This is a genomic window from Fibrobacter sp. UBA2449, from assembly GCF_002342555.1.
Classification (GTDB): domain Bacteria; phylum Fibrobacterota; class Fibrobacteria; order Fibrobacterales; family Fibrobacteraceae; genus Fibrobacter.
Genome location: NZ_DDQF01000006.1, coordinates 308,484 through 326,284 on the forward strand (window position 1 = coordinate 308,484; position 17,801 = coordinate 326,284).

23 protein-coding genes and 1 tRNA gene are annotated in these 17,801 nt (G+C 54.7%); 4 read left to right on the forward strand and 20 right to left on the reverse strand.

From position 1 onward, the window contains the following. Nucleotides 1-20: 20 nt before the first annotated feature. The 7 genes from B4B27_RS04630 to B4B27_RS04660 all read right to left on the reverse strand — a co-directional run bounded on the left by B4B27_RS04630 (nucleotide 21) and on the right by B4B27_RS04660 (nucleotide 6,281). Entirely contained in the window at nucleotides 21-1,331 is a 1,311-nt protein-coding gene (locus B4B27_RS04630) for a hypothetical protein (protein WP_290724143.1), read from the reverse strand. Next, entirely contained in the window at nucleotides 1,328-1,771 is a 444-nt protein-coding gene (locus B4B27_RS04635) for a hypothetical protein (protein WP_173380921.1), read from the reverse strand. The genes B4B27_RS04630 and B4B27_RS04635 overlap by 4 nt, the downstream gene beginning before the upstream one ends. Before the next feature lie 165 nt (nucleotides 1,772-1,936). Then, nucleotides 1,937-3,391, reverse strand: coding sequence for a sigma-54 interaction domain-containing protein (locus B4B27_RS04640; protein ID WP_290724145.1), 1,455 nt, complete (start codon nucleotides 3,389-3,391; stop codon nucleotides 1,937-1,939). Between the two features lie 13 nt (nucleotides 3,392-3,404). Beyond that, a complete protein-coding gene (locus tag B4B27_RS04645) occupies nucleotides 3,405-4,532 on the reverse strand; it encodes a serine/threonine protein kinase (RefSeq protein ID WP_290724148.1) in 1,128 nt (375 codons plus the stop codon). Continuing rightward, a complete protein-coding gene (locus B4B27_RS04650; protein ID WP_290724150.1) occupies nucleotides 4,529-5,236 on the reverse strand; it encodes a tetratricopeptide repeat protein in 708 nt (235 codons plus the stop codon). The genes B4B27_RS04645 and B4B27_RS04650 overlap by 4 nt, the downstream gene beginning before the upstream one ends. A 144-nt stretch (nucleotides 5,237-5,380) precedes the next feature. After that, a complete protein-coding gene (locus B4B27_RS04655) occupies nucleotides 5,381-5,818 on the reverse strand; it encodes a DUF3332 family protein (protein ID WP_173364955.1) in 438 nt (145 codons plus the stop codon). Nucleotides 5,819-5,888: 70 nt separating this feature from the next. Then, nucleotides 5,889-6,281, reverse strand: coding sequence for an NUDIX domain-containing protein (locus tag B4B27_RS04660; RefSeq protein WP_290724152.1), 393 nt, complete (start codon nucleotides 6,279-6,281; stop codon nucleotides 5,889-5,891). Between the two features lie 117 nt (nucleotides 6,282-6,398). On the opposite strand from B4B27_RS04660, the gene B4B27_RS04665 reads away from it, so the two are divergent. Both B4B27_RS04665 and B4B27_RS04670 read left to right on the forward strand, forming a co-directional pair. Beyond that, nucleotides 6,399-7,898 carry an extracellular solute-binding protein gene (locus tag B4B27_RS04665; protein ID WP_290724154.1) on the forward strand — a complete coding sequence of 500 codons (1,500 nt, stop codon included), beginning with the start codon at nucleotides 6,399-6,401 and terminating at the stop codon, nucleotides 7,896-7,898. Nucleotides 7,899-7,922: 24 nt separating this feature from the next. Continuing rightward, a complete protein-coding gene (locus B4B27_RS04670; RefSeq protein ID WP_290724156.1) occupies nucleotides 7,923-9,650 on the forward strand; it encodes a sensor domain-containing diguanylate cyclase in 1,728 nt (575 codons plus the stop codon). 51 nt (nucleotides 9,651-9,701) lie between these two features. Here B4B27_RS04670 and B4B27_RS04675 read toward each other — a convergent pair. Beyond that, nucleotides 9,702-9,775, reverse strand: a tRNA-Pro gene (locus B4B27_RS04675). 98 nt (nucleotides 9,776-9,873) lie between these two features. Then, the gene (locus B4B27_RS04680) at nucleotides 9,874-10,608 is read right to left on the reverse strand and encodes a hypothetical protein (RefSeq protein ID WP_290724158.1); all 735 of its coding nucleotides are present in this window, start codon (nucleotides 10,606-10,608) and stop codon (nucleotides 9,874-9,876) included. 476 nt (nucleotides 10,609-11,084) lie between these two features. Between B4B27_RS04680 and B4B27_RS04685 the strand changes: the two genes are divergently transcribed. Together B4B27_RS04685 and B4B27_RS04690 are read left to right on the forward strand one after the other, a co-directional pair. Beyond that, entirely contained in the window at nucleotides 11,085-11,282 is a 198-nt protein-coding gene (locus B4B27_RS04685) for a hypothetical protein (protein ID WP_290724159.1), read from the forward strand. A 276-nt stretch (nucleotides 11,283-11,558) separates the two neighbouring features. Beyond that, nucleotides 11,559-11,957 (forward strand): hypothetical protein, encoded by a 399-nt coding sequence (locus B4B27_RS04690; protein WP_073116431.1) that lies wholly within the window; start codon nucleotides 11,559-11,561, stop codon nucleotides 11,955-11,957. A gap of 53 nt (nucleotides 11,958-12,010) precedes the next feature. Here the strand turns inward: B4B27_RS04690 and B4B27_RS04695 are convergent, their stop codons facing one another. The 11 genes from B4B27_RS04695 to B4B27_RS04745 all read right to left on the reverse strand — a co-directional run bounded on the left by B4B27_RS04695 (nucleotide 12,011) and on the right by B4B27_RS04745 (nucleotide 17,754). Continuing rightward, a complete protein-coding gene (locus tag B4B27_RS04695; protein ID WP_290724164.1) occupies nucleotides 12,011-12,790 on the reverse strand; it encodes a DUF3850 domain-containing protein in 780 nt (259 codons plus the stop codon). Between the two features lie 17 nt (nucleotides 12,791-12,807). Continuing rightward, nucleotides 12,808-13,227, reverse strand: coding sequence for a hypothetical protein (locus tag B4B27_RS04700; RefSeq protein WP_290724168.1), 420 nt, complete (start codon nucleotides 13,225-13,227; stop codon nucleotides 12,808-12,810). A gap of 12 nt (nucleotides 13,228-13,239) precedes the next feature. Beyond that, a complete protein-coding gene (locus B4B27_RS04705) occupies nucleotides 13,240-13,773 on the reverse strand; it encodes a peptidoglycan recognition protein family protein (protein ID WP_290724170.1) in 534 nt (177 codons plus the stop codon). Between the two features lie 121 nt (nucleotides 13,774-13,894). Beyond that, complete coding sequence (locus tag B4B27_RS04710) at nucleotides 13,895-14,404, reverse strand: DUF1353 domain-containing protein (protein ID WP_290724172.1); 510 nt, start codon at nucleotides 14,402-14,404, stop codon at nucleotides 13,895-13,897. Further along, nucleotides 14,388-14,519 carry a hypothetical protein gene (locus tag B4B27_RS04715; protein WP_290724174.1) on the reverse strand — a complete coding sequence of 44 codons (132 nt, stop codon included), beginning with the start codon at nucleotides 14,517-14,519 and terminating at the stop codon, nucleotides 14,388-14,390. The genes B4B27_RS04710 and B4B27_RS04715 overlap by 17 nt, the downstream gene beginning before the upstream one ends. 9 nt (nucleotides 14,520-14,528) lie before the next feature. Further along, nucleotides 14,529-14,957 (reverse strand): hypothetical protein, encoded by a 429-nt coding sequence (locus B4B27_RS04720; protein ID WP_097035776.1) that lies wholly within the window; start codon nucleotides 14,955-14,957, stop codon nucleotides 14,529-14,531. 438 nt (nucleotides 14,958-15,395) lie between these two features. After that, nucleotides 15,396-15,539, reverse strand: a complete 144-nt coding sequence (locus tag B4B27_RS04725) for a hypothetical protein (protein ID WP_173823592.1) — start codon at nucleotides 15,537-15,539, stop codon at nucleotides 15,396-15,398. After that, a complete protein-coding gene (locus B4B27_RS04730) occupies nucleotides 15,539-15,724 on the reverse strand; it encodes a hypothetical protein (RefSeq protein ID WP_290724179.1) in 186 nt (61 codons plus the stop codon). Before B4B27_RS04730 ends, B4B27_RS04725 begins: the two co-directional genes overlap by 1 nt. Beyond that, complete coding sequence (locus B4B27_RS04735; protein WP_097035773.1) at nucleotides 15,714-16,379, reverse strand: DUF3164 family protein; 666 nt, start codon at nucleotides 16,377-16,379, stop codon at nucleotides 15,714-15,716. The genes B4B27_RS04730 and B4B27_RS04735 overlap by 11 nt, the downstream gene beginning before the upstream one ends. Nucleotides 16,380-16,383: 4 nt before the next feature. Continuing rightward, complete coding sequence (locus tag B4B27_RS04740) at nucleotides 16,384-16,851, reverse strand: regulatory protein GemA (protein ID WP_290724181.1); 468 nt, start codon at nucleotides 16,849-16,851, stop codon at nucleotides 16,384-16,386. A 6-nt stretch (nucleotides 16,852-16,857) separates the two neighbouring features. Next, entirely contained in the window at nucleotides 16,858-17,754 is an 897-nt protein-coding gene (locus tag B4B27_RS04745) for an AAA family ATPase (protein WP_173345737.1), read from the reverse strand. Between the last annotated feature and the right edge of the window lie 47 nt (nucleotides 17,755-17,801).

Here is a 17,801-nt window from a genome sequence, read left to right on the forward strand (position 1 = left end):
AATCAGCATCAAATGCTGCGCTAGATGTCGAATTTCACCCCGAGTTTCACTTCGTTCACGAGGCTGTTGTCGGGGAAATAGTTCTTGAGGCTGTTGGGAAGCCAGTAATGCAGGTAGAGCTGCTCGAAGCCAACGTAAAACGTGAAAATGTTCGGGTTCCATCCGAGCGAAAGGCCCCACGAGACAGAGAACTTGCGCATCTTCTCGTATTCGCTAGACGCGCCATCCACCAGGAACGCGTACAGAAGGTTCATCTTGGATTCCAGGGAAAGCCTGTTCCGGAACCGGTACGAAATCTTCGAGCGGACCGTAGGGCCAATCCAACGGCTCATACGGTATTCCATTTCCACATCGGAAGTTTCCGCCTGCGCCATCTGTTCTAGCCAGTCGGCGTAGGCAGCATCCATATACGATTGCAGGATGCCATTCCTGGAATCGGCGCAGACTTCCTCGCCATGGTCCCTGACGCACTCCCCCCAGAAATCCGTAAAGGGGGGCATCGTCCCGGGAGGCATGCTTCCGTCGACGCACATTCCGAATTCGTTCCGCTCGCAATCTTCCGAGAGCTTGTCGACATAGCCGATGACATCGGCGAGGGAATCGGCCTTGTACTTAACACCCGCATAGACCTGGCCGTTCAGGCCCAGCGGCACAGTCCGGTGCCACGTCGCATAGACGGCCGCAGTCGTATTCCCGCCCCAACGGGTATAGCCCCAAATCGCGGCTCCGATACGCTGTTTCTCGAAGCGTTTCGCATCGAACTCGAACCATAGGAACGCGGCGGGTTCAAACTTATCCATGTCGTAGATGTTGTATTCCATGCCAACATCGAGCATGAGGCTTTCCCCAACAAGGGAATACTCAATCCCGGGCACCAGCATCCAGGTACAAGTGTCCAGCACGGGGACGTTGTCCGCAAAAATGCGGTCCATCGCAAAAGAGAGGCCAAAGGAGTGGATCCAGTCGCCCACGTTCCAGTCCAGGAACGCGTTCAGCGTCAGGTAAGCATCTCCGCCATATCGGGCGCTCGAATCCGAAGCGGAAAAATCATCGTAGCGCAGGGCATAGCCGCCCACATCGCCCTGAAGACGGAACGAGACCGAACTGCCGTCACGGGAGATTCCCAGGGCATCGTAGTATTCGTTCACAATTCCGCGGATTTCGTCGGTATATTCGCCGCCGATATCGATGGCGCGTTCAAACAACGAAAGGGAGCCGGAAACATCCCCGGCTTCTTCTGCCTTCAACGCCTGATAGTAAACCTCCTCCTGGGTCTCGGCCAAGAGGACAGACGAAAGCAATAGTATCAGTACTACTGCGATTTTATTCATTTCGGAGGCATCGGACCCCAGCCCCACCAAGGAAATGGCATGAAGCCGGGATTGCCCCGCATCGGATTCATTTCGGGAGAATCAGCGCGTTCCGGACGTTCAGCCTCCGGACGACGCTCGCGAGGCTCTTTTTGATGCTTTTTCCCTTCGAAGTGAGACTCTTCGTTCCGATTTTTCGAAACCTTCTGACGTATATCCTGCTTCTCGACGTTGGAACTTTCCCTCAACCTGGAGAGGATCTGTTCCCTCGCCTGCTTTCTTTCTGCACGTAGCTTTTGCCAGTCTGCACTTTCCTTAGCGCCCAAATCCGGGGTTCCTTGCGAAACTTCCGTCCTTTCGGCAGGGGTCGGAATGCTGGACTCCGGAGCAGCAAGGCCATCGCGGGCGAACGAGAGCGCCGCCGCGATGAGAACCATTGATATGAAAGTCAAGCGTTTCATACTCTTTCTACTGCAAAAACCGTGCCAACATCCCTTTAGGCTTTCTTTCTAGGTTTTTTAGCCACCTATCGTCAATAATATAGATAAAATGCATCCAAAAGCAAAGTAAAAATTGATACCCATTGTCCCACCGGGTTCAAAAGTCCCGTTTTTCCAAATTACGCATCAGTTCCGGAAATCCTCTTTCTTGATACCCAGGCGCTCCATCACCTCGCGAAGCACCTTGCGGTCAATCCCGAGGATCGTGGCCGCCAGCGTGAGGTTCGCGTTGCTGTCCCGCAGGGCCCTAGAAATGACATCGCGTTCCACGGCCTCGCGGGCTTCCTTGAGCGTGCGGGGACTTTCCTTCGTCTGCTCCTGCAGGTCGTCGAGCCCCAGATCCTTGGGCTGGATGACCCCGTGGACCGCCTGGACAAGCGCCTTCTGGATGCGGTTCTCGAGTTCGCGGACGTTTCCCGGCCAATGGTAGCCGAGCAGCGCCTTCTCGGAATTGCGGCTTAGCTTGAACTTTCCGCGGCCGTATTCAGCGCCATACCTGCGAATAAATTCTTCGGCCAGAAGAACCACGTCCTGTCCGCGTTCACGCAGGGGCGGAATCGAGAGGGGCATCACCTGGATACGGAAGTAGAGGTCCTCGCGGAACTTCTTTTCGCGCACGGCCTCTTCCAGGTCCACATGTGTCGCGGAGATGACGCGCACGTTCACCGGGATTTCGCGGTTATCGCCCACGCGCGTGATATGCTTTTCCTGCAGCACGCGCAACAGTTTCACCTGCATGTTCAGCGGCAGGTCGCCGATTTCGTCGAGGAATATGGTGCCGCCGTCGGCTTCCTCGAAAAAGCCCTTGCGAGAATCGATGGCACCCGTGAACGAGCCCTTCGCATGCCCAAACAGGAGCGATTCGATTAGGTGTTCCGGGATGGCGCCGCAGTTCACCGCAATGAACGGGCGTTCGGCGCGCGGGCTCTGCCTGTGGATGAACCTCGCGAAAACTTCCTTGCCCGTACCCGTCTCGCCACGGATAATCACCGGGAGCGGGAGCGGTGCGAGCTTTTCGGCCAAGGCGACAAGTTCGGACATCGCCGGGCTCGAATACACGATTCCATCCTTGCGGACAACGTTCTTCAAAACGTCCAGGGATTCCTTGTCGCGCAGGCGGTCGTAGGCCGCAAACGCAAACTTTTCGCAGACAGCGACAAACGAATCAAACAGTTCGCTGTCTTCATCGGTAAAGGGCTCCTTGCGGGCGGCGCGCTGCAAGTAGAGGTAGCCCGATTCGCTATCGGGAGTGCGGAAAGGCGACACCATGATGCTCGTGAGCTGGTTTTGCACAATCGACTTCGAGAGGTCCGCCCCATCGTCGTCGAGCTGGTTCCACACCACCGCCTTGCCTTCGCTTTTGGCCTGTTTCACCGCCGAGATAGAAATGGATACCTGTTCCGGATTCGAGAAGTGGAGCGGAGAATCGCCGGCGATATCAAGGACACCGGCATCCGCATGCAGCACACCCTTCGCGACCGAAAGTATCTTCGGGAAGAGCTCTTCCGGCTTGTCCTCGTCGAGAAGCGTCTTCACCACATCCAGCATTTTCTCTGTTGCAAGCATCGATTCCGATTTCATAAACATCCTTTCCTTATTCTTCGCCGTCATTCGTTCCCGGAACCGGCAAGGATTCCAGGACAGCCTCGGGCATCTTTTCGAAAGGTTCCGGGGATTCCGCTTCCGGAACCTCGGTCTCAAGAGCCCTCGACTTTTCAAGCATCCGCTTGCCCGTTTCGTCTACGGAATTACCCGCAGGCAACAGCAGCAAGAATAGAGCCATTACAGACAATATAAGAACAATCGCAGCAAGAAGCAGCGCAACTCGCCGACGCCCTGTGCGTTTGGTCACGGCAAACGCTACAGGCAAATCGCACGTTTCACCTCTATTGCAACAATTCGTTCCGATTTTTGATTCGACCGAAGCCATGAACGCCTTGCGGGTAGAATTCCAGACAACCTCGCCGCCGCATTCTGCATCGAAGGCGATTTCGAGAAGTTCGTCGAGCTCGTCGAAATCTTCTACGCGATCTTCGGGACTTGAACGGAGCAGCCCCTTCCACAAAGGTTCGAGCCTCGCAAGTGTTTCCGCACCCACGCCCTTCGCATATAGCAAGGTCGTCGGGTCGAGACCATCCGCAGAATTCGCGGCAGCCGCATACGCGTCGAAATCCGCAACCGAAAGCAGCGGTTCCCCCGCGAGCCAGCAATACAGGAGCATGCCCAGGCTGTAGAGGTCGCTCTTTTCCGTGGCGGGCTTCCCCTGAAAGCGTTCCGGAGCGGCAAAGGCGGGAGCACCGGGACCGACTATTCCGCAGTCGATAACGACGGGTTCGCCGTCGCGACCGAAAATCACGTTCGAGGGGTTCAGGTCGCCATGATGGACACCCTGCCTTGCAAGGTCCGAAAGGGTCCGCGTCACCTTCCGCAAGGAATAGAGCGCGACCGCAGGCGGCAGCGGCGCGACGGCATCCGATTCCGCACCTTCGATAAATTCGTAGACCAGGTAGGCTCGACCCTCGCGCACCCCCGATTCAAAAATCCTGTAGGCACCGGGGAAACGGCCACGCAGCAGGACTTCGACCGAGCGACTGTCGATGCGGACGCCTTCCGCATACCACTTCAGGACAAAAGAACGTCCGCCGGAATTAAACTTGTAAATCCGGGCCTCGCCGCCTTCGTGCAGGAGGGTGCATCCGCAAGCATCGTCGAGTACGCTCATAGTTCCCCGGATTGGACCATGGCCTTGAGGGAATCCTCGGCAACATGAGTCCAGCGTGCAAGAGCGGCATCCTTAGGCAGGGCCTCGTGCCCCATCGACCAGATATCCCAGGCCGATTCCACATCGTGCTCTTCCCAGTAGATATTTCCGAGGTTCAGGTACGCAGACGCGAATTTCGGTTCCTTCGTCACGATGTAAACGTAAATCTTTTTGGCTTCCTCCACGCGGCCCTGGTTTGCAAGGATCAGAGCCTTGAGGTTATAGCTGAAGTAGTTCGCCGTATCGAGCAGGATGGAATGGTCCAACAGCGGCAGCACGTTCGTGCGGGAATCCTCGGCAAGGGTCGCACGGGCAAGGTAGAAGAGCCCCGTCGAGTAAGCGGCGTCAATGCGGCCGCTGCTATCGACATTCGAAAGGATGCGGAATTCCTTTACGGCACGTTCCCAGAGGTCGCGGGTGGCCCCCTTGAGCCTCTCCCTGTCCTCGGCGATAGCGTAGTACGCAAGGGCCAAGCCGTAGCGGGCATCGCGGTCAGCGGGTTGCACGTCGAGCGCCTTCGAAAAGTTCAGGACGGCACGGTCATAGTCGCCAATCCGGAGCGCCTCGTTCCCGCGCTTCACGTCGTCTTCGACGCATGCGCAAAAACAGACTGCGATAGCCAATACCGCAATCAGACGTCCCAACTGTAGAAAACGCCCTGTCATACCCCCAAAATACATTAAAATTTCGGATTTTTTCGATTTTTCTAAAAAAAAAGCGCCCGTAAACAAAGTTTTTCGGCAATTCCATAGAAAAAAAGAAATCCCCGCCGCAAAAGGCAGGGATTCCGAAACATTTTCAAAGTAGAATTACTTTTCGATGTCGTACTGAGCAACGAGGTTGCCTTCAGCGTCGAGAGCGCGGACGACGTTTTCGTCGCGCTGGAGCGTGAGGTTAGCCTTTTCACCAGCAGCGGTGGTCACTTCGACAGACATCGTGCCATCGGCGTTCTTCACAGCGGCGATGGAGTTGCCCTGAGCATCCTGCTCGAAGTAGGAGTCACCAGCAGCGAGCGGGTTGGAGCCAGTCCAGAATTCGACAGTGTTGAGGACGAGGCCGTCGATGAGGCCCAAGCAAATCCAGTAAACACCGAAGATGTTGAGGATGAAGTGAACGATGGAATTGAGCCACTTGTTACCAAGCGTGCCGTTCCACTTGTGAAGCTTTTCGAAGCAAGCGTTGCTGCCATAGCAGCCGGTGAGGGTGATGAGGCTTGCGCAAATGAGGGTAGCGATACCTTTTTTCATTTTATTTACTCCTTAAGGATTGAGTTCATCGTTTTTTACGACTATGGGAAAATATAACTAAAAAAACATCTTATTGCGGGAAAAATACGATATTTTTTTGCAACACTTTGACAAGCGTCACAGCGTCCGGAATGAGCGGAAAACGCTCCAACTTCTTGATATGAACCCATTTAGCATCATCGTAGCCCGAAAGCACCATGGAAAAATCGGGGCATTTTACCCTAAAGGCGTGCACCCGGACGCCCCGGGCGCAAACCGAATCAAAGGCCCCCAAACAGCCAAATTTTTCCAAATTCAGCGAAAGTCGCTCAAAAAACGACCTTTCGAGGCTCTCTTCGAGGGTCTCCCCGGCATCGAGAACCGCGGTCGGAAACTCCCAGCGGCCCGCATAGGGCCCCCCTTGAACCCTCTTACAGATAAGGATATTTTCGCCGGACACGGCTATTCCACAAGCAACATGCATCTGCTCCCCTTTTTTCAATTTTTTGCCAAGGAAAATACAAATTATTTGTTATTTTGAAAAGGACTTTTATTCAAAATCACTTTTTTTGTCTTTTTGGGGTTCAGTCAAGGAGTTTTTATGTCATTTTTCACAAGGACGCTCGCCATCGCGGCAGCTCTTTCCGCATCCGCCGCTTTTGCCACCGACACGCTTTCGGTATGGATCATGCCCAACGGCGCCTCCCCGCAAGAGAAGCTGGAACAGCAGCTTGCCAAGTTCACCGAGGAGACGCATCTCCCCGTCCAAGTCCAGGTTCTCGACTGGGGCGAGGCCTGGAACCGAATCGCATCCACCCTCGAGACAGGCAAGGGCGCACCCGACGTGCTGCAGCTCGGCACCTCGTGGATTCCCTATTTTGCCTCCCGAGGCGAAATCAAACCCCTCAACCCTTACCTGGGCAAGATTATGCCCGACAGGTTTGTCGCGGCAAGCTGGGGCACCACGCACATCGATGCCGACACCACCATCTATTCCGTTCCCTGGTTCATCGACATCCGCCCCGTCCTCGCCAACAAGCGGATTCTCAAAAAATACGGCATCGGGAAAGATGACATCGCCACCTACGAAGGCTTTTCTGCGGCAATCGCCAAGGTGAACCAGGGCAGGGAACTGCTCGAAGACGGAGCCAAAGTCCGCGGCTACGCCTTCCCCGGCAAGAGCGACTGGAACATTCCGCACAACTTCGCGCCCTGGGTCTGGAGCGAAGGCGGAGACTTCATCGCCAAAGACAACGACGGCAAGTGGCAGGCGAACATCCTCACCGAGCCCACGCTGAAGGGTATCGCCAAGTACCTGAACTTCATCCTCGACACTCTAGTCTCTAGCGAAACACTGCAACTCAACACGGCTCAAATCGCCCAGCAGTTCAACAACGGCGAACTCGCCTTCATCGTGAACACCGCCGAAATCGTGATGCAGACACGGTTCAACGGTTCCATGGGTGGCCTTTCGAATGCGCGTATCGGAGCGGACAGCGTCACCGTATTCCCCATCCCGAAGGGAGCTGCCGGAAGCATCAGCTTTGTCGGCGGATCGAACCTCGCCATCCCGGCAAAGAACAGCAATCCCAACGCACTCAAGCTGCTCCTGTACCTCACCAATGACGCAAACCTCGATGCCTACACCAAGCAAATCGGGTTTTTGCCCCCATCCAAGACGGTCCTAGAATCCTGGGCCGACGACGAAGCCTACGGCGAACTGGTCCAACTCCTCGAAAACGGTCGCACCTACACCGCCATTCCCGAATGGGGCGACATCGAGCAGGCGCTCGTCTCCATGTTCAGCGCCGTATGGGAACTGCTCGAGATTCCCGCCCTCTTCTCCGAGGAAAAGCTCTACCAGACATTCAAGGACTACACCGACAACATCAACAACCGCCTAGGCTACACGCCCACGAAAACGATGACTTTCGCCGAATTCCAGGAAATCTGGAAAAGGGCCAAGCAAGCCGGCAAAAAGCAGGTATCCCCAAAGAACGACGCGAAAGACGGAAGCGGATTCAATCCCACGGTGTTCATTTTCTTTTTCGTCCTGGTCATCAGTTTCCTGTTCTCGTACACGCGAAAAAGGAAGCAATAACCGATTTCCGCATGGATTAGGCCTATGAGCAAGACGAAGACAGCGAAAGTAACCAAGTTCTCGAAGAGTATCATTCTCAAGAGCATCTTGCTCTTGACTTTTGCGATGGTGCTCATCATCACTGGCGGCACCTACATCTCCTCGAGCAGGCAAATGCAATCGACCCTCGCAGGCGCATTCGAGACAAACTACGTGCAGCTCCAGCAGATGGCGACCGTTGTCCACAACGAACTCCTGCAGTTCGGCAACCAGCTTTCGCTGCTCGCAAAGACATCCGAAATCCGCAGCATGGATCCGACTGTATCGGCCGGCTACCTCAAGAGCTACAACATCTCGCCGCTGTTCACTTCGGGCGAGCGCGTTTCGCTGTTCGACCGCAAGGACAGCCTCATCAGCGACAATTCCATGGTGGGCGCAACCGCCGTCGCCAAATACCCTGTCGATCTTTCGAAGCTCACCCCGCACCGCATCCACGTGTCCCGCTGGTACCGCGACCCCGACAACATGAAGCCCAAGTGCGCCTTCGCGACCGTCGTCGCCGATGCCGCCAAGGGAAACGGCAGCCTCGTCGCCAGTTTCTCGGCGCAAAGGCTCTGGAAGCTACTTGCCGAAAACAAGGTCGGCAAGAATGGCTACTTCGTCGCCATCAACGGCCAAGGCGAAATCCTTTACCATCCCGACCTCGAGACCTGGCTTGACGGGCACCACAAGATTTCGGAGCTCGGAATCGAGGCTTTCGACCCGAAGACCTTCGAGATATCGACAGCCACGTTCCTCAGGCTCAAGGACGGCGAGTCCTACCTTTCGACATACCACTATGACGCCACCTACGACATCGGGCTTCTTTCTCTGCTACCCAAGGCTGAAATCGACGCGCAGGTGACATCCATCAGGCTTTCGAGCCTCATCATCCTCGCCGCAAGCTTCATCGCAATCTTGCTCATCGCCTTCTGGATGTACCGGACACTCGCCGTCCCGATGAAAAAGCTCATCGTCCACACCATCAAGATTGCGAACGGCGACCTTTCTAGCGAGGACATCGACCTCGGCAACCGGCAAGACGAAATCGGCATCCTCACCAAGCATTTCAACGACATGAGCCGGACCATCAACCGCCAAATTCACGAACTGAACGCTCACCGCGAACTGCTCGAACAGGAGGTCCAGGCCCGGACCAAGGAACTGGAAGAGGCGAACAAGAAACTCGACCTGATTTCGAGGACCGACGAACTCACCGGGCTTCCGAACCGGCGCGACATGCTGCGAACCATCGACAACGAAATAGGACGCGTGGCAAGAACCCGCAAGTCGTTCTGCTTCATCTTTATCGACATAGACCACTTCAAGGAAGTGAACGACACTTACGGGCACGCCTGTGGCGACGAAGTGCTAAAAGCCGTATCGCACACCATCCGCGGGATGCTCCGCAAGTACGACGTCATCGCGCGCTACGGAGGCGAAGAATTCCTCACGCTGCTTCCCGAGACCGACCTTGCCGGAGCGGCCATCGTTGCCGAACGCTTCCGCAAGAAAATAGAGAACATGACCGTCGAATACGGGAAGCTTTCCATCAAGGTGACCATCACGCTCGGAGTCGCGCAGTTCGATTCCGCCCTCGGTGCCGACAAGAGCATCCAGATGGCCGACAAGGCCCTGTACGAAGGCAAGGAGAGCGGCCGCAACAGGGTGGTGCTCTGGCAACCCGAAAAAGACGCAGCAAACGCCGCCAAGCAACACGAGCAAAACGCCTAAAGCAAAAAAGCAACAAAAAAGCCCGCCAGTTCAAAACTAGCGGGCTTTTCATCGGGATGACTGAATTCGAATCAGCGACCTCTTGAACCCCATTCAAGCGCTCTACCAGGCTGAGCTACATCCCGAGGTCTCTCGTAAGAGTATGCCAAAGTTAGTTAAACCTCGGCATTTTTTCAAGGCAAAACAGCGAAAAAAGCGAAATTATCGCCAATTCGGGGCCGGACTACTCGTTCCAGTAGCCCACGATAAGCACTTCCGGAGTCGCCTTCGGATACTTCTTGCTCTTGAATGAAACAATCTTCCTGATGCTCTTCTGCTTTAATTCCCAGCCCTCGCGAGTGAGCCCCTTCGTCGAGAGAGTCACCTTGATTCCGGGAACCTTGCCGCCTTCCTTGATCTTGTCGAGCTTGTCGACATTGAGCATCACGGGTTTCGACTTCATTGCGAACTGCTTCGCCGATTCGGGCGAAAGTTCTATGTCAGGGCGGGCCTTCTTGTCGGTCTCCCACACGTAAAACGTCCACTCGCGCTTCTCGCCTGCCTTGTAGAAACCGGCATCGAAAAGTTTCTCGCCGAAGAACACGGGAGCCTTCACCACGCCGGAGAGCTTTGCCGTGTAAGGTTTGCCTCCCGCAGTCACCAGTACGACCGTCGGATCAATTTTTCCGTCCATGCCGGCAAAATCCATGTCGAATTCGATAGTGACAGCCGCTTTCGGGGCAATTTTCTGCGGGAACTTGAAATTCGACATGCCGATGCCCTGTCCGAACACGTTTTCGAGCACAATCTCTGCACCCGTGGTGTTCGCGCCCTGCAGCACGTAGTGTTTCTGGTCGCCCTGGGCAACCTCGCCCATCGGGTAAACCTCGGGAACAAAGCGGATGGCCTCGTCGGCAAAGGAGGCTGCGGCAAAAGCGAGCGCCGCGATGAATGCGGATTTCAAAATCTTTGATGTCATGGGCAAGAATATAGCAAATTCAACGCAGGGGCTGCCCGTGCGGAGAAGCAGGCTTTTGCGGGTGGAGATTGGGAGGGGAACGCGACTTTCGAAATAGCCACGGGGCTCGAAAATAGCCACGGGGCTCGAAAATAGCCGCCGGAGGGCTGAAAATAGGACTAAACGGCATCTTTTCGCCCATTTAGTCCTATCGCCACTTTGACTGCGACGGCCTCGGTAGGACTAAACCGCAATTTCACCCCCGTTTAGTCCTACCAACCTGCAACTTCAAAAAAATTTTCTACCTCTTTCAGCAAAAAATCAGAGGATTGCGGGGATTCTGCATACGAAAATGGAGGGAGGAGCGCCCGGAAATAGGACTAAACCACAATTTCACCCCCGTTTAGTCCTATTTTTTCAAATACCGGCCCAACCACTGGTCTGCGGGCTCCATATTTTATACATTACACCCAACACCATTAATCTGAGGGGAAAAAATGGACAATCATATACCCGAGCTGATTTCCAGGGAATCGCTTTCGTTCCAGGTGGCTGCGCGCCTGCAGGAGTTGCAAGCCCTCCGCAGCGAAAAACAAAAGGCCCTAAGAAATGCACCCAAAGGGCGGCTTAGAATTTCAACAAGCAAGAGCGGCTATGCCAAAGCGGAAGTAATGAGACAAGCAATAAATCAGTGAATATGGCTGGAAGCCTTGATTTTATTGGGTTTGCTTGTCTCATTTAACCCGATTAAAGTGTGTTTTTTGATTTTGCCGTTTTTTCGCGAATTTCGCGGTTTGTTCTTTGAGCTCGAAAATTTCTCACGACTTGTGAGAAATTTTTATTTATGTGAATTGGCGTTTTTGAGCCGTTAAAGGCGTTTTGAATTTTTCTTGAAAATTGGGGTGCGGACATTTGGTGCGGACATGTTTTTGAGGCTTGTCGCATTTCGTGAGATAAAGTATATTTAAAATATGATAGATGAATTCGTAGAATGTAAATTTGCCGAAAAGGCTGAATCTGATGATTTAAGCATTATTGAAATTCTTGGAAATACATTCAATGGAGTAGCAGCTGGAAAGGCTTATTCTCCAGATCTTATGTCGTATTCAGAAGATGTAATGAAAAATAAATTTCGACAAATGATTTATGGTCAGGATATAGCTAGTAATCTATCTAAAGAAGAATTGAAGGAATACTCGGAAAAATTCATCGGTTTAATTATTGCATCTACATTTGGTGATAAGGTGATTTTAACAGAAGAAGAATTCAAGTTTTTCAAGAAATATGCTGGTATGACTCCGAAACAATTTATTGAGAGCACCAATCGCAGAATTGACAAATTGAATGTAAGTATTGAATTGAAACTATAGAAAAAGAGGCAGGATTTTGCATCCTGCCGTTAAATTTTTCGCAGTGTAGAAAATCAGCCTTCGGTTTTATCACCTTTTTTCTTCTGGAGTATGGCGGAGAACTCTTCGATGGTTGGCACCTGGAGCGTTCCCTTGCCGTAGGGGTTCGGGGAGCGCATCTGCGGGCAGCCGGTGCCGAGTTTCTTGCTGGTGGCGTAGTGCTTGACCATTTCGCGGACTTCGAAGGCGTTGAAGGGGTATTCCAGGCGGTCGAAGCCGTAGAACTGGAGTACGGTGCCGATGTGCGGATCGTGGAAAACGAGCTTTTCTTTCTGCTTGGCGAGTCCAGCCGTTTTCTTGAGCAGCATGGGGAGCAATAGTTCGAGCTGGCTGTCGGTTTCGGCCTGTTCGGGGGTCTTCTGCGTGCCCTGGAAATCCTTCCAGTTCCTGAGTGCGGCATGCCAGTCGGAGAGCGGGAGCCCGGATTTCATCTTCCAGCCGGTCATCGAATAGTAGTTGTAGAAACGCCTTGCGCAGTCTGCGGACTTGCCGAGCTTCGCGGCATACTCGACGGCTTCGTCTTCGCTTGCGGGGCGGTTGCCTACGTTCGTGCGGGTGTTCTTCCCGGAGCGCTTGACGGACACGACGCAGTAGTCGTCCTTGATGCCCATGGAGTCTTCGGCGTGCATGATGTAGGTGATGCGCACGGTAAGGCTGCGGCCTGTTTCGTTGCCGCCGTCGGTCTCGAAGAGCACCAGGCGGTCGCCTGCACTGTAGAACTTGTCAACCTTGTGGATGACGAAGGTCAAGTCGCCGTTCATGAGCGCTTCAAAGTTCCTTTTTTTGACTTTCATGACATATTCCATGGTGTTTACCTCACGAATTGCCAAGATTGCGGGGCCCTCTTGGCTCCCAAATCCTTTAAATGGAGCCAATCTTTGCCAAAATAGTCGGCTTCCACGATGTGCCAGGCATAGAGTTTGCCCTTTCCCTGGGCCTTGTATTTCTCGATTTCATCGCGGTTTACGCAGCTTTGAGAGACGATTTCGTCTGAAATTTCGGTAATTTCAGTAATTCTGTCGATGTAAATGCGTCCTGTGACGCTTTTCTGGTCGGTATCATAGATGTAAACTACAAGAGCTTCGCTGTCGAAAAGTAATTCCCTGCAATGTATGGGGTTATTGACTGAATTGCGAATTACTGGAATGTTTTTCCGAAGTTCTACGGTCTTCTTGTGACTGAATATCAGTTCTGCCCATTCATTGTGGATGCTCATCAGGATTTCTTTCATCTTTCGACTCCTTTACAGTAGCGCGTTGACCTTGGCGGCGATTTCGAACATGCGTTCTTCCAGGTATTGCCCCGGGCAGGCCTTGTTCTTGAACCACTTGTGGAGCGTCATGTTCTGGATGAGTTCGCCGTCGCTGTCCTCTTGGCCGACCAGGGCCTTTTCGTTGTGCCAGCGGAGCTTGGTGATGCCGTTACGTTTGCAGATGTCGGCAACCAGGTAAATGAGGCTGGAAAATGCCGCGGCGGTCACGGCATACGGTGCGGTGTCGTCGCTCGATACCTCGATGGTGACGGCGCGGTTGTCGTTGGCGGCGTTGCTAGAACACCAGCTGCGGTCGGCTTCATCGACATAGAGCGCGATGTGGCCCAGGTCGTCGATGCCGTAGTTGCTTGACGCCATGCGGCCCTTGGCAGAGAAGAGCTTGCCGAGCGCACGCACGTTGATGTGGCCTGCGGTGCAGTGGATGGTGATGGTGTCTATCTTGTGGTTCCGGGGCGTTGTCCTGTTCGGGCTTATCTCGGTGTGCGATACTAGCGGGCTGTTCATTTCGACTCCTATAGTGAGGTTGCAACCATGTAGAGCACGGTTATTGCGAGTGCAACAAAGGCGACGCAGTAGGCCGCCTTTGCCGTGGTCTTTATGACCTTGATTATGCCGTTTGCCGTAATCATCTGAATGCGTTTTCGGTGATGGTCCTGCCGCCCCAGCGCTTGAGCGTCATGCCGTTCTGGTCGAGCCATTGCAGGCGCACCAGCGTCTTGTTCCGGTTGTAGATGTCGCCCTGGTCCTCTTCCAGGGTGTTGTAGTGGGAACCGGCGAAGAACTTGACGGCGTAGTAGACGGCGTTGCGCTTGACAGCGCCCATGCCTGCGTGTTCGAGCATTTCGAGCAGGAGCCGGTCGGCAAGTTTCTTCGAGAGGAAGCCGTGGTAGTTGACATCGTGGATGAGCCACGCGAGCGCGAGCTTGATGTCGCCGATTTTCGGGATGAGCGGGTTCACGATGGAAGGGCCGCTGCGGAAGTCGGTGACGTAGCTGGGGCGTATCTGGTAGACCAGCGTGCCGGGGACGCACTTCGCCTGGATCTCGATGCGGAGCGGGTTTCGGATGCTGTACATTTCTTCGCACCTGGAATACTTGTCCCAGGTGGGGACTTCCGGCTTATACGCGAGGTTCATTTTTTTGTTTCTCCTTGTCCTTTTCGGATCGTTTGGCAATCTTTTCGAGAGCCTGGGCAATGCGAGGCAGATACTCGCAGATGATTTCCATGGTATTCTGTTCGATAACGGTCATTTAGTCTCCTTATAGCGCGTCCAGAAGTTCCTTTACTCCTTCCGCAAATATCTTGTAGTAATGATGATTGTCCTGTTCCTTCGCGGAGCGTTCCGCTTTTTCAAGTCTGTTGCTGACGGCAATGGCAAAATTGCGGAGTATATTCAGTTCCACGTTCATCGGGGCCATACGGTCGAGTATAAATTTCGATAGAATCATCTCCCACCGTGTCTTGTAAGCTCCGTGTCCGGCGTTAGCCTTCACGTTGCCGAGAAACTCCTTCATCTCGGCGTTCGCGAGTCGGTCGATTTTCGCCTTGCGGTTATCCTCGTCAATCTGCTCCTGCGTGCGGGTGTCCGCGAAGGGCGTGGCATCGCCACGCTCCTCCGCCTCGATTTCGGCGAAGATGGCGTCAAGGCGTGCCCGTTCTTCTTCTGTCTTGATTTTTGCCAGAGCCATAGTTCTATGCCAGTTTCTGTGCCTGTTGGTCAAGTGCTACGCTTGCGGCAAACAGCGTCTTGCTAGCGCCTTGCAGATCCTTTAACCTTTTGTTTTTCAGGTCTTCACCGGCTGCATTCGTCGCCTTGACATAGATGCCGTAAAGCGCCTCGAAGAGAGTATTCTGCCTGTTGTTGACGGAATCCAGTTTTTCATGGATAGCGATGGCGTGCTTGGCGAGGGCTACTTCGAGTTCGGAATGCTTACCCCCCCCCCTGCAAATTTTCGTTTACAATATCCTGGCAATCCTTGAGAGTGATTTTGATGTACATGTTTTACCTTCCTTTTTGTTGATGTTGTTCGGGGCAGTGCGGGGGCTCGAACCCCGCCGTGTCCGGGTCACAACTCCCGGCACGTGGCCAACCGCAACCGCCCAGAGACTACCGCCACGACAATGGCTCAAAACGTGACGGTAATCGTGAGAACTGCCGCCGCTACCCAGTAGACGACCTTGCGCACGTCCATGTCTGTCACTCCGTAGACGACGGCTGCCAAAAGGTCGAGGATGATGAGTACCAGCGGGAAGATTTGTTGTTTGGTCACTAGCCCTTCTCCCACGTTTCGGCAAGGTCTTCCATCGCCTTGTGCGGGGTGGAGCCCACGCCCCGGAGGAGCGGCTTGCCTTGGTTCTGCCTGAGCACGACCGCGTAGCCGAACTGGGAGTCGGCTTCGAGTTCGAGCTGGTCGCGGAAGAGGTCGAGTGTCCTGTAGGTTTCGCTATTTTGCATCGTCCTTTTCCTTTTTCTTTGCGGGTGCTGCGGGGCGCGGCACGTCGTTGAAGTTGAGCACGATGACTTCCCAGGTCTCGCCAGCCTCGGTCTTCACCTTCCGCTTGAAGGTGGTGGACTGCTTGGAGGACTTGACGATGATCGACTCTTTCAGCATGCGCATGGCCTTCTTCCATTCGGAATCCTCGATTTCGAGGTTCAGGAGCTTCATGAGCATGGCGGTGTTCACGCGGCCCTGCTTGTCCACGTTGAATGCCTGGGCGATGACCTTGCCGAGGTTGTCGTCGATGCCGTCGAGGCGGCTTGCGATCCACTTGTCCACCAGGGTCTTCACCATCTGGAGGCGTTCGTCGAAGCCGATGTGGTCGTTGATGCGGCGCTCGATGACAAGCGACTTGTCGAAGTTGTAGAGCAGGATGTTTCCCTTCCAGTTCTCGCGGGTGCGGTTCTCCTTCGCGAGTTCTTCGAGGTACTTGTCGATGCTGCCTTCGATTTCGATACGGTGTTCCGCGATTTTCTCGGCGAGCTTCACGACCTTCTTGAAGGTGCGCTCGACAAGGGCGTCGCGCTTCTTGTCTGTCGCGGGAATGTACTGCTCGGGGATGGGGCGTCCCTTCTCGTCGAGCCAGTTCCCGTCTTTGTCTTTTGTTGCCATAGGTTTACCTCTGGTTGTTGTTCTTGTTTCGGTTAAATTCTTCGGGGCTCTGCGCCCCCATGGCCTGTATCGCCTTGATGAGCGTCTTCGCGTCGTCCTTGCAGATCCAGGTGATGACATCGACCCCGGTGAGGCGCTTGCAGAATGCGTTCAGCGCCTTGCGGCGTTCTTCGGAAGTCTCTGCGCGGCTGACCTGCGCCCACATCGCCTCGATGGCGCGGAGCTGTGCGGGGCTCGCCTTGTGCTTCGACCTGCCGGAGAGGTGCGCGAACTTGGTGGCCCCCGCGTGGACCTGCGTGCGCAGGCTTGCGATGAGCGAGTTCCTCTGCTGTGTCGAGAGCTGCTTGGAGCTTTCGACCTGGTAGCGGTCGCGCAGCATGTCGCGGTAGGCTTCGTCGTTCATCCCGAGCAGGCGCACAAGGCCGTGGATCTGCCTGTACTGTTCGGCCCTCTTGTCGGCTGGAGTAGTCATCTTGCCCTACCTTGCCACTACGAGCATCTGGGATGCGCTTTCGAGGATTTCGTTGTCGAGCGTGTCGCGGTCGTTGTTGCGCATGAGTTCCTTGCTCCACATCACGAGGTGCGAGAGCAGGCGGAAGTTGCGGCGGCAAATCTGGGCGGCGCGTTCGATGCAGTTGCCTTCGTACTTGGGGAACCGGCTTTCGATGAACGCCTTTACATCGGCGTTATCCAGAAGCTTTGCACGGCACGGTGCGCTGATGCGGCTGTTCAGCTGGGCGTAGTGGTTCTTGTCGCCCTGCACGTTCTTTTCGAGGCGCGGCATGCCGCAGAGAGCGATGCCGACGCCTGCCTTGTCGTGGACGCGGCGGATGAGTTCGAGCGCACGGTAGGGCAGGTGCTCGGCCTCGTCGATGATGACCAGACGGCCCGAGTCGTTCAGCTTGTTCACGACGCGCACGAGCTTTTCGTGCAGGCTTCCGCGTTCGTCGAGACCGAGTTCCGCGCAGAGCTCGTCGAAGAGAGCCTTGGCGGTGTAGCCGTGGTCCGCCTCGATAAGGATGACGCTCGGGTGGGCCTTGGCGAATGCCTTGAGCGCGGTGGTCTTGCCGCAGCCCGCGTCACCCGTGAGCATCCCGCAGATCTGGTGGCTGAGCACCAGCGAGCAGAACTTGTGGATGGTCTTGAAGCACTTGGTCTGCACGATGCCTTCGCTCTGCTTGATGGTGTCGCGCTGCGCCTCGATTTCGAGGAAGTCCTTCACCTTGTCGCAGATGGCGTCGATGTCGCCGGTGTAGGTGCCCTTGATGAAGTAGCTGAGCGTGGCGGGGCTTATGCCCATGGCGTTCGCCACCTTGGTCTGCGATGCCCCGTTTCGGGCCATGTAGTCCTTGAGTTGCTTGATGATTGCGTCCATATTCTATCCTTTATGGTTGCTGGGTTAAAAAGGGGTGCCTCCGGGGG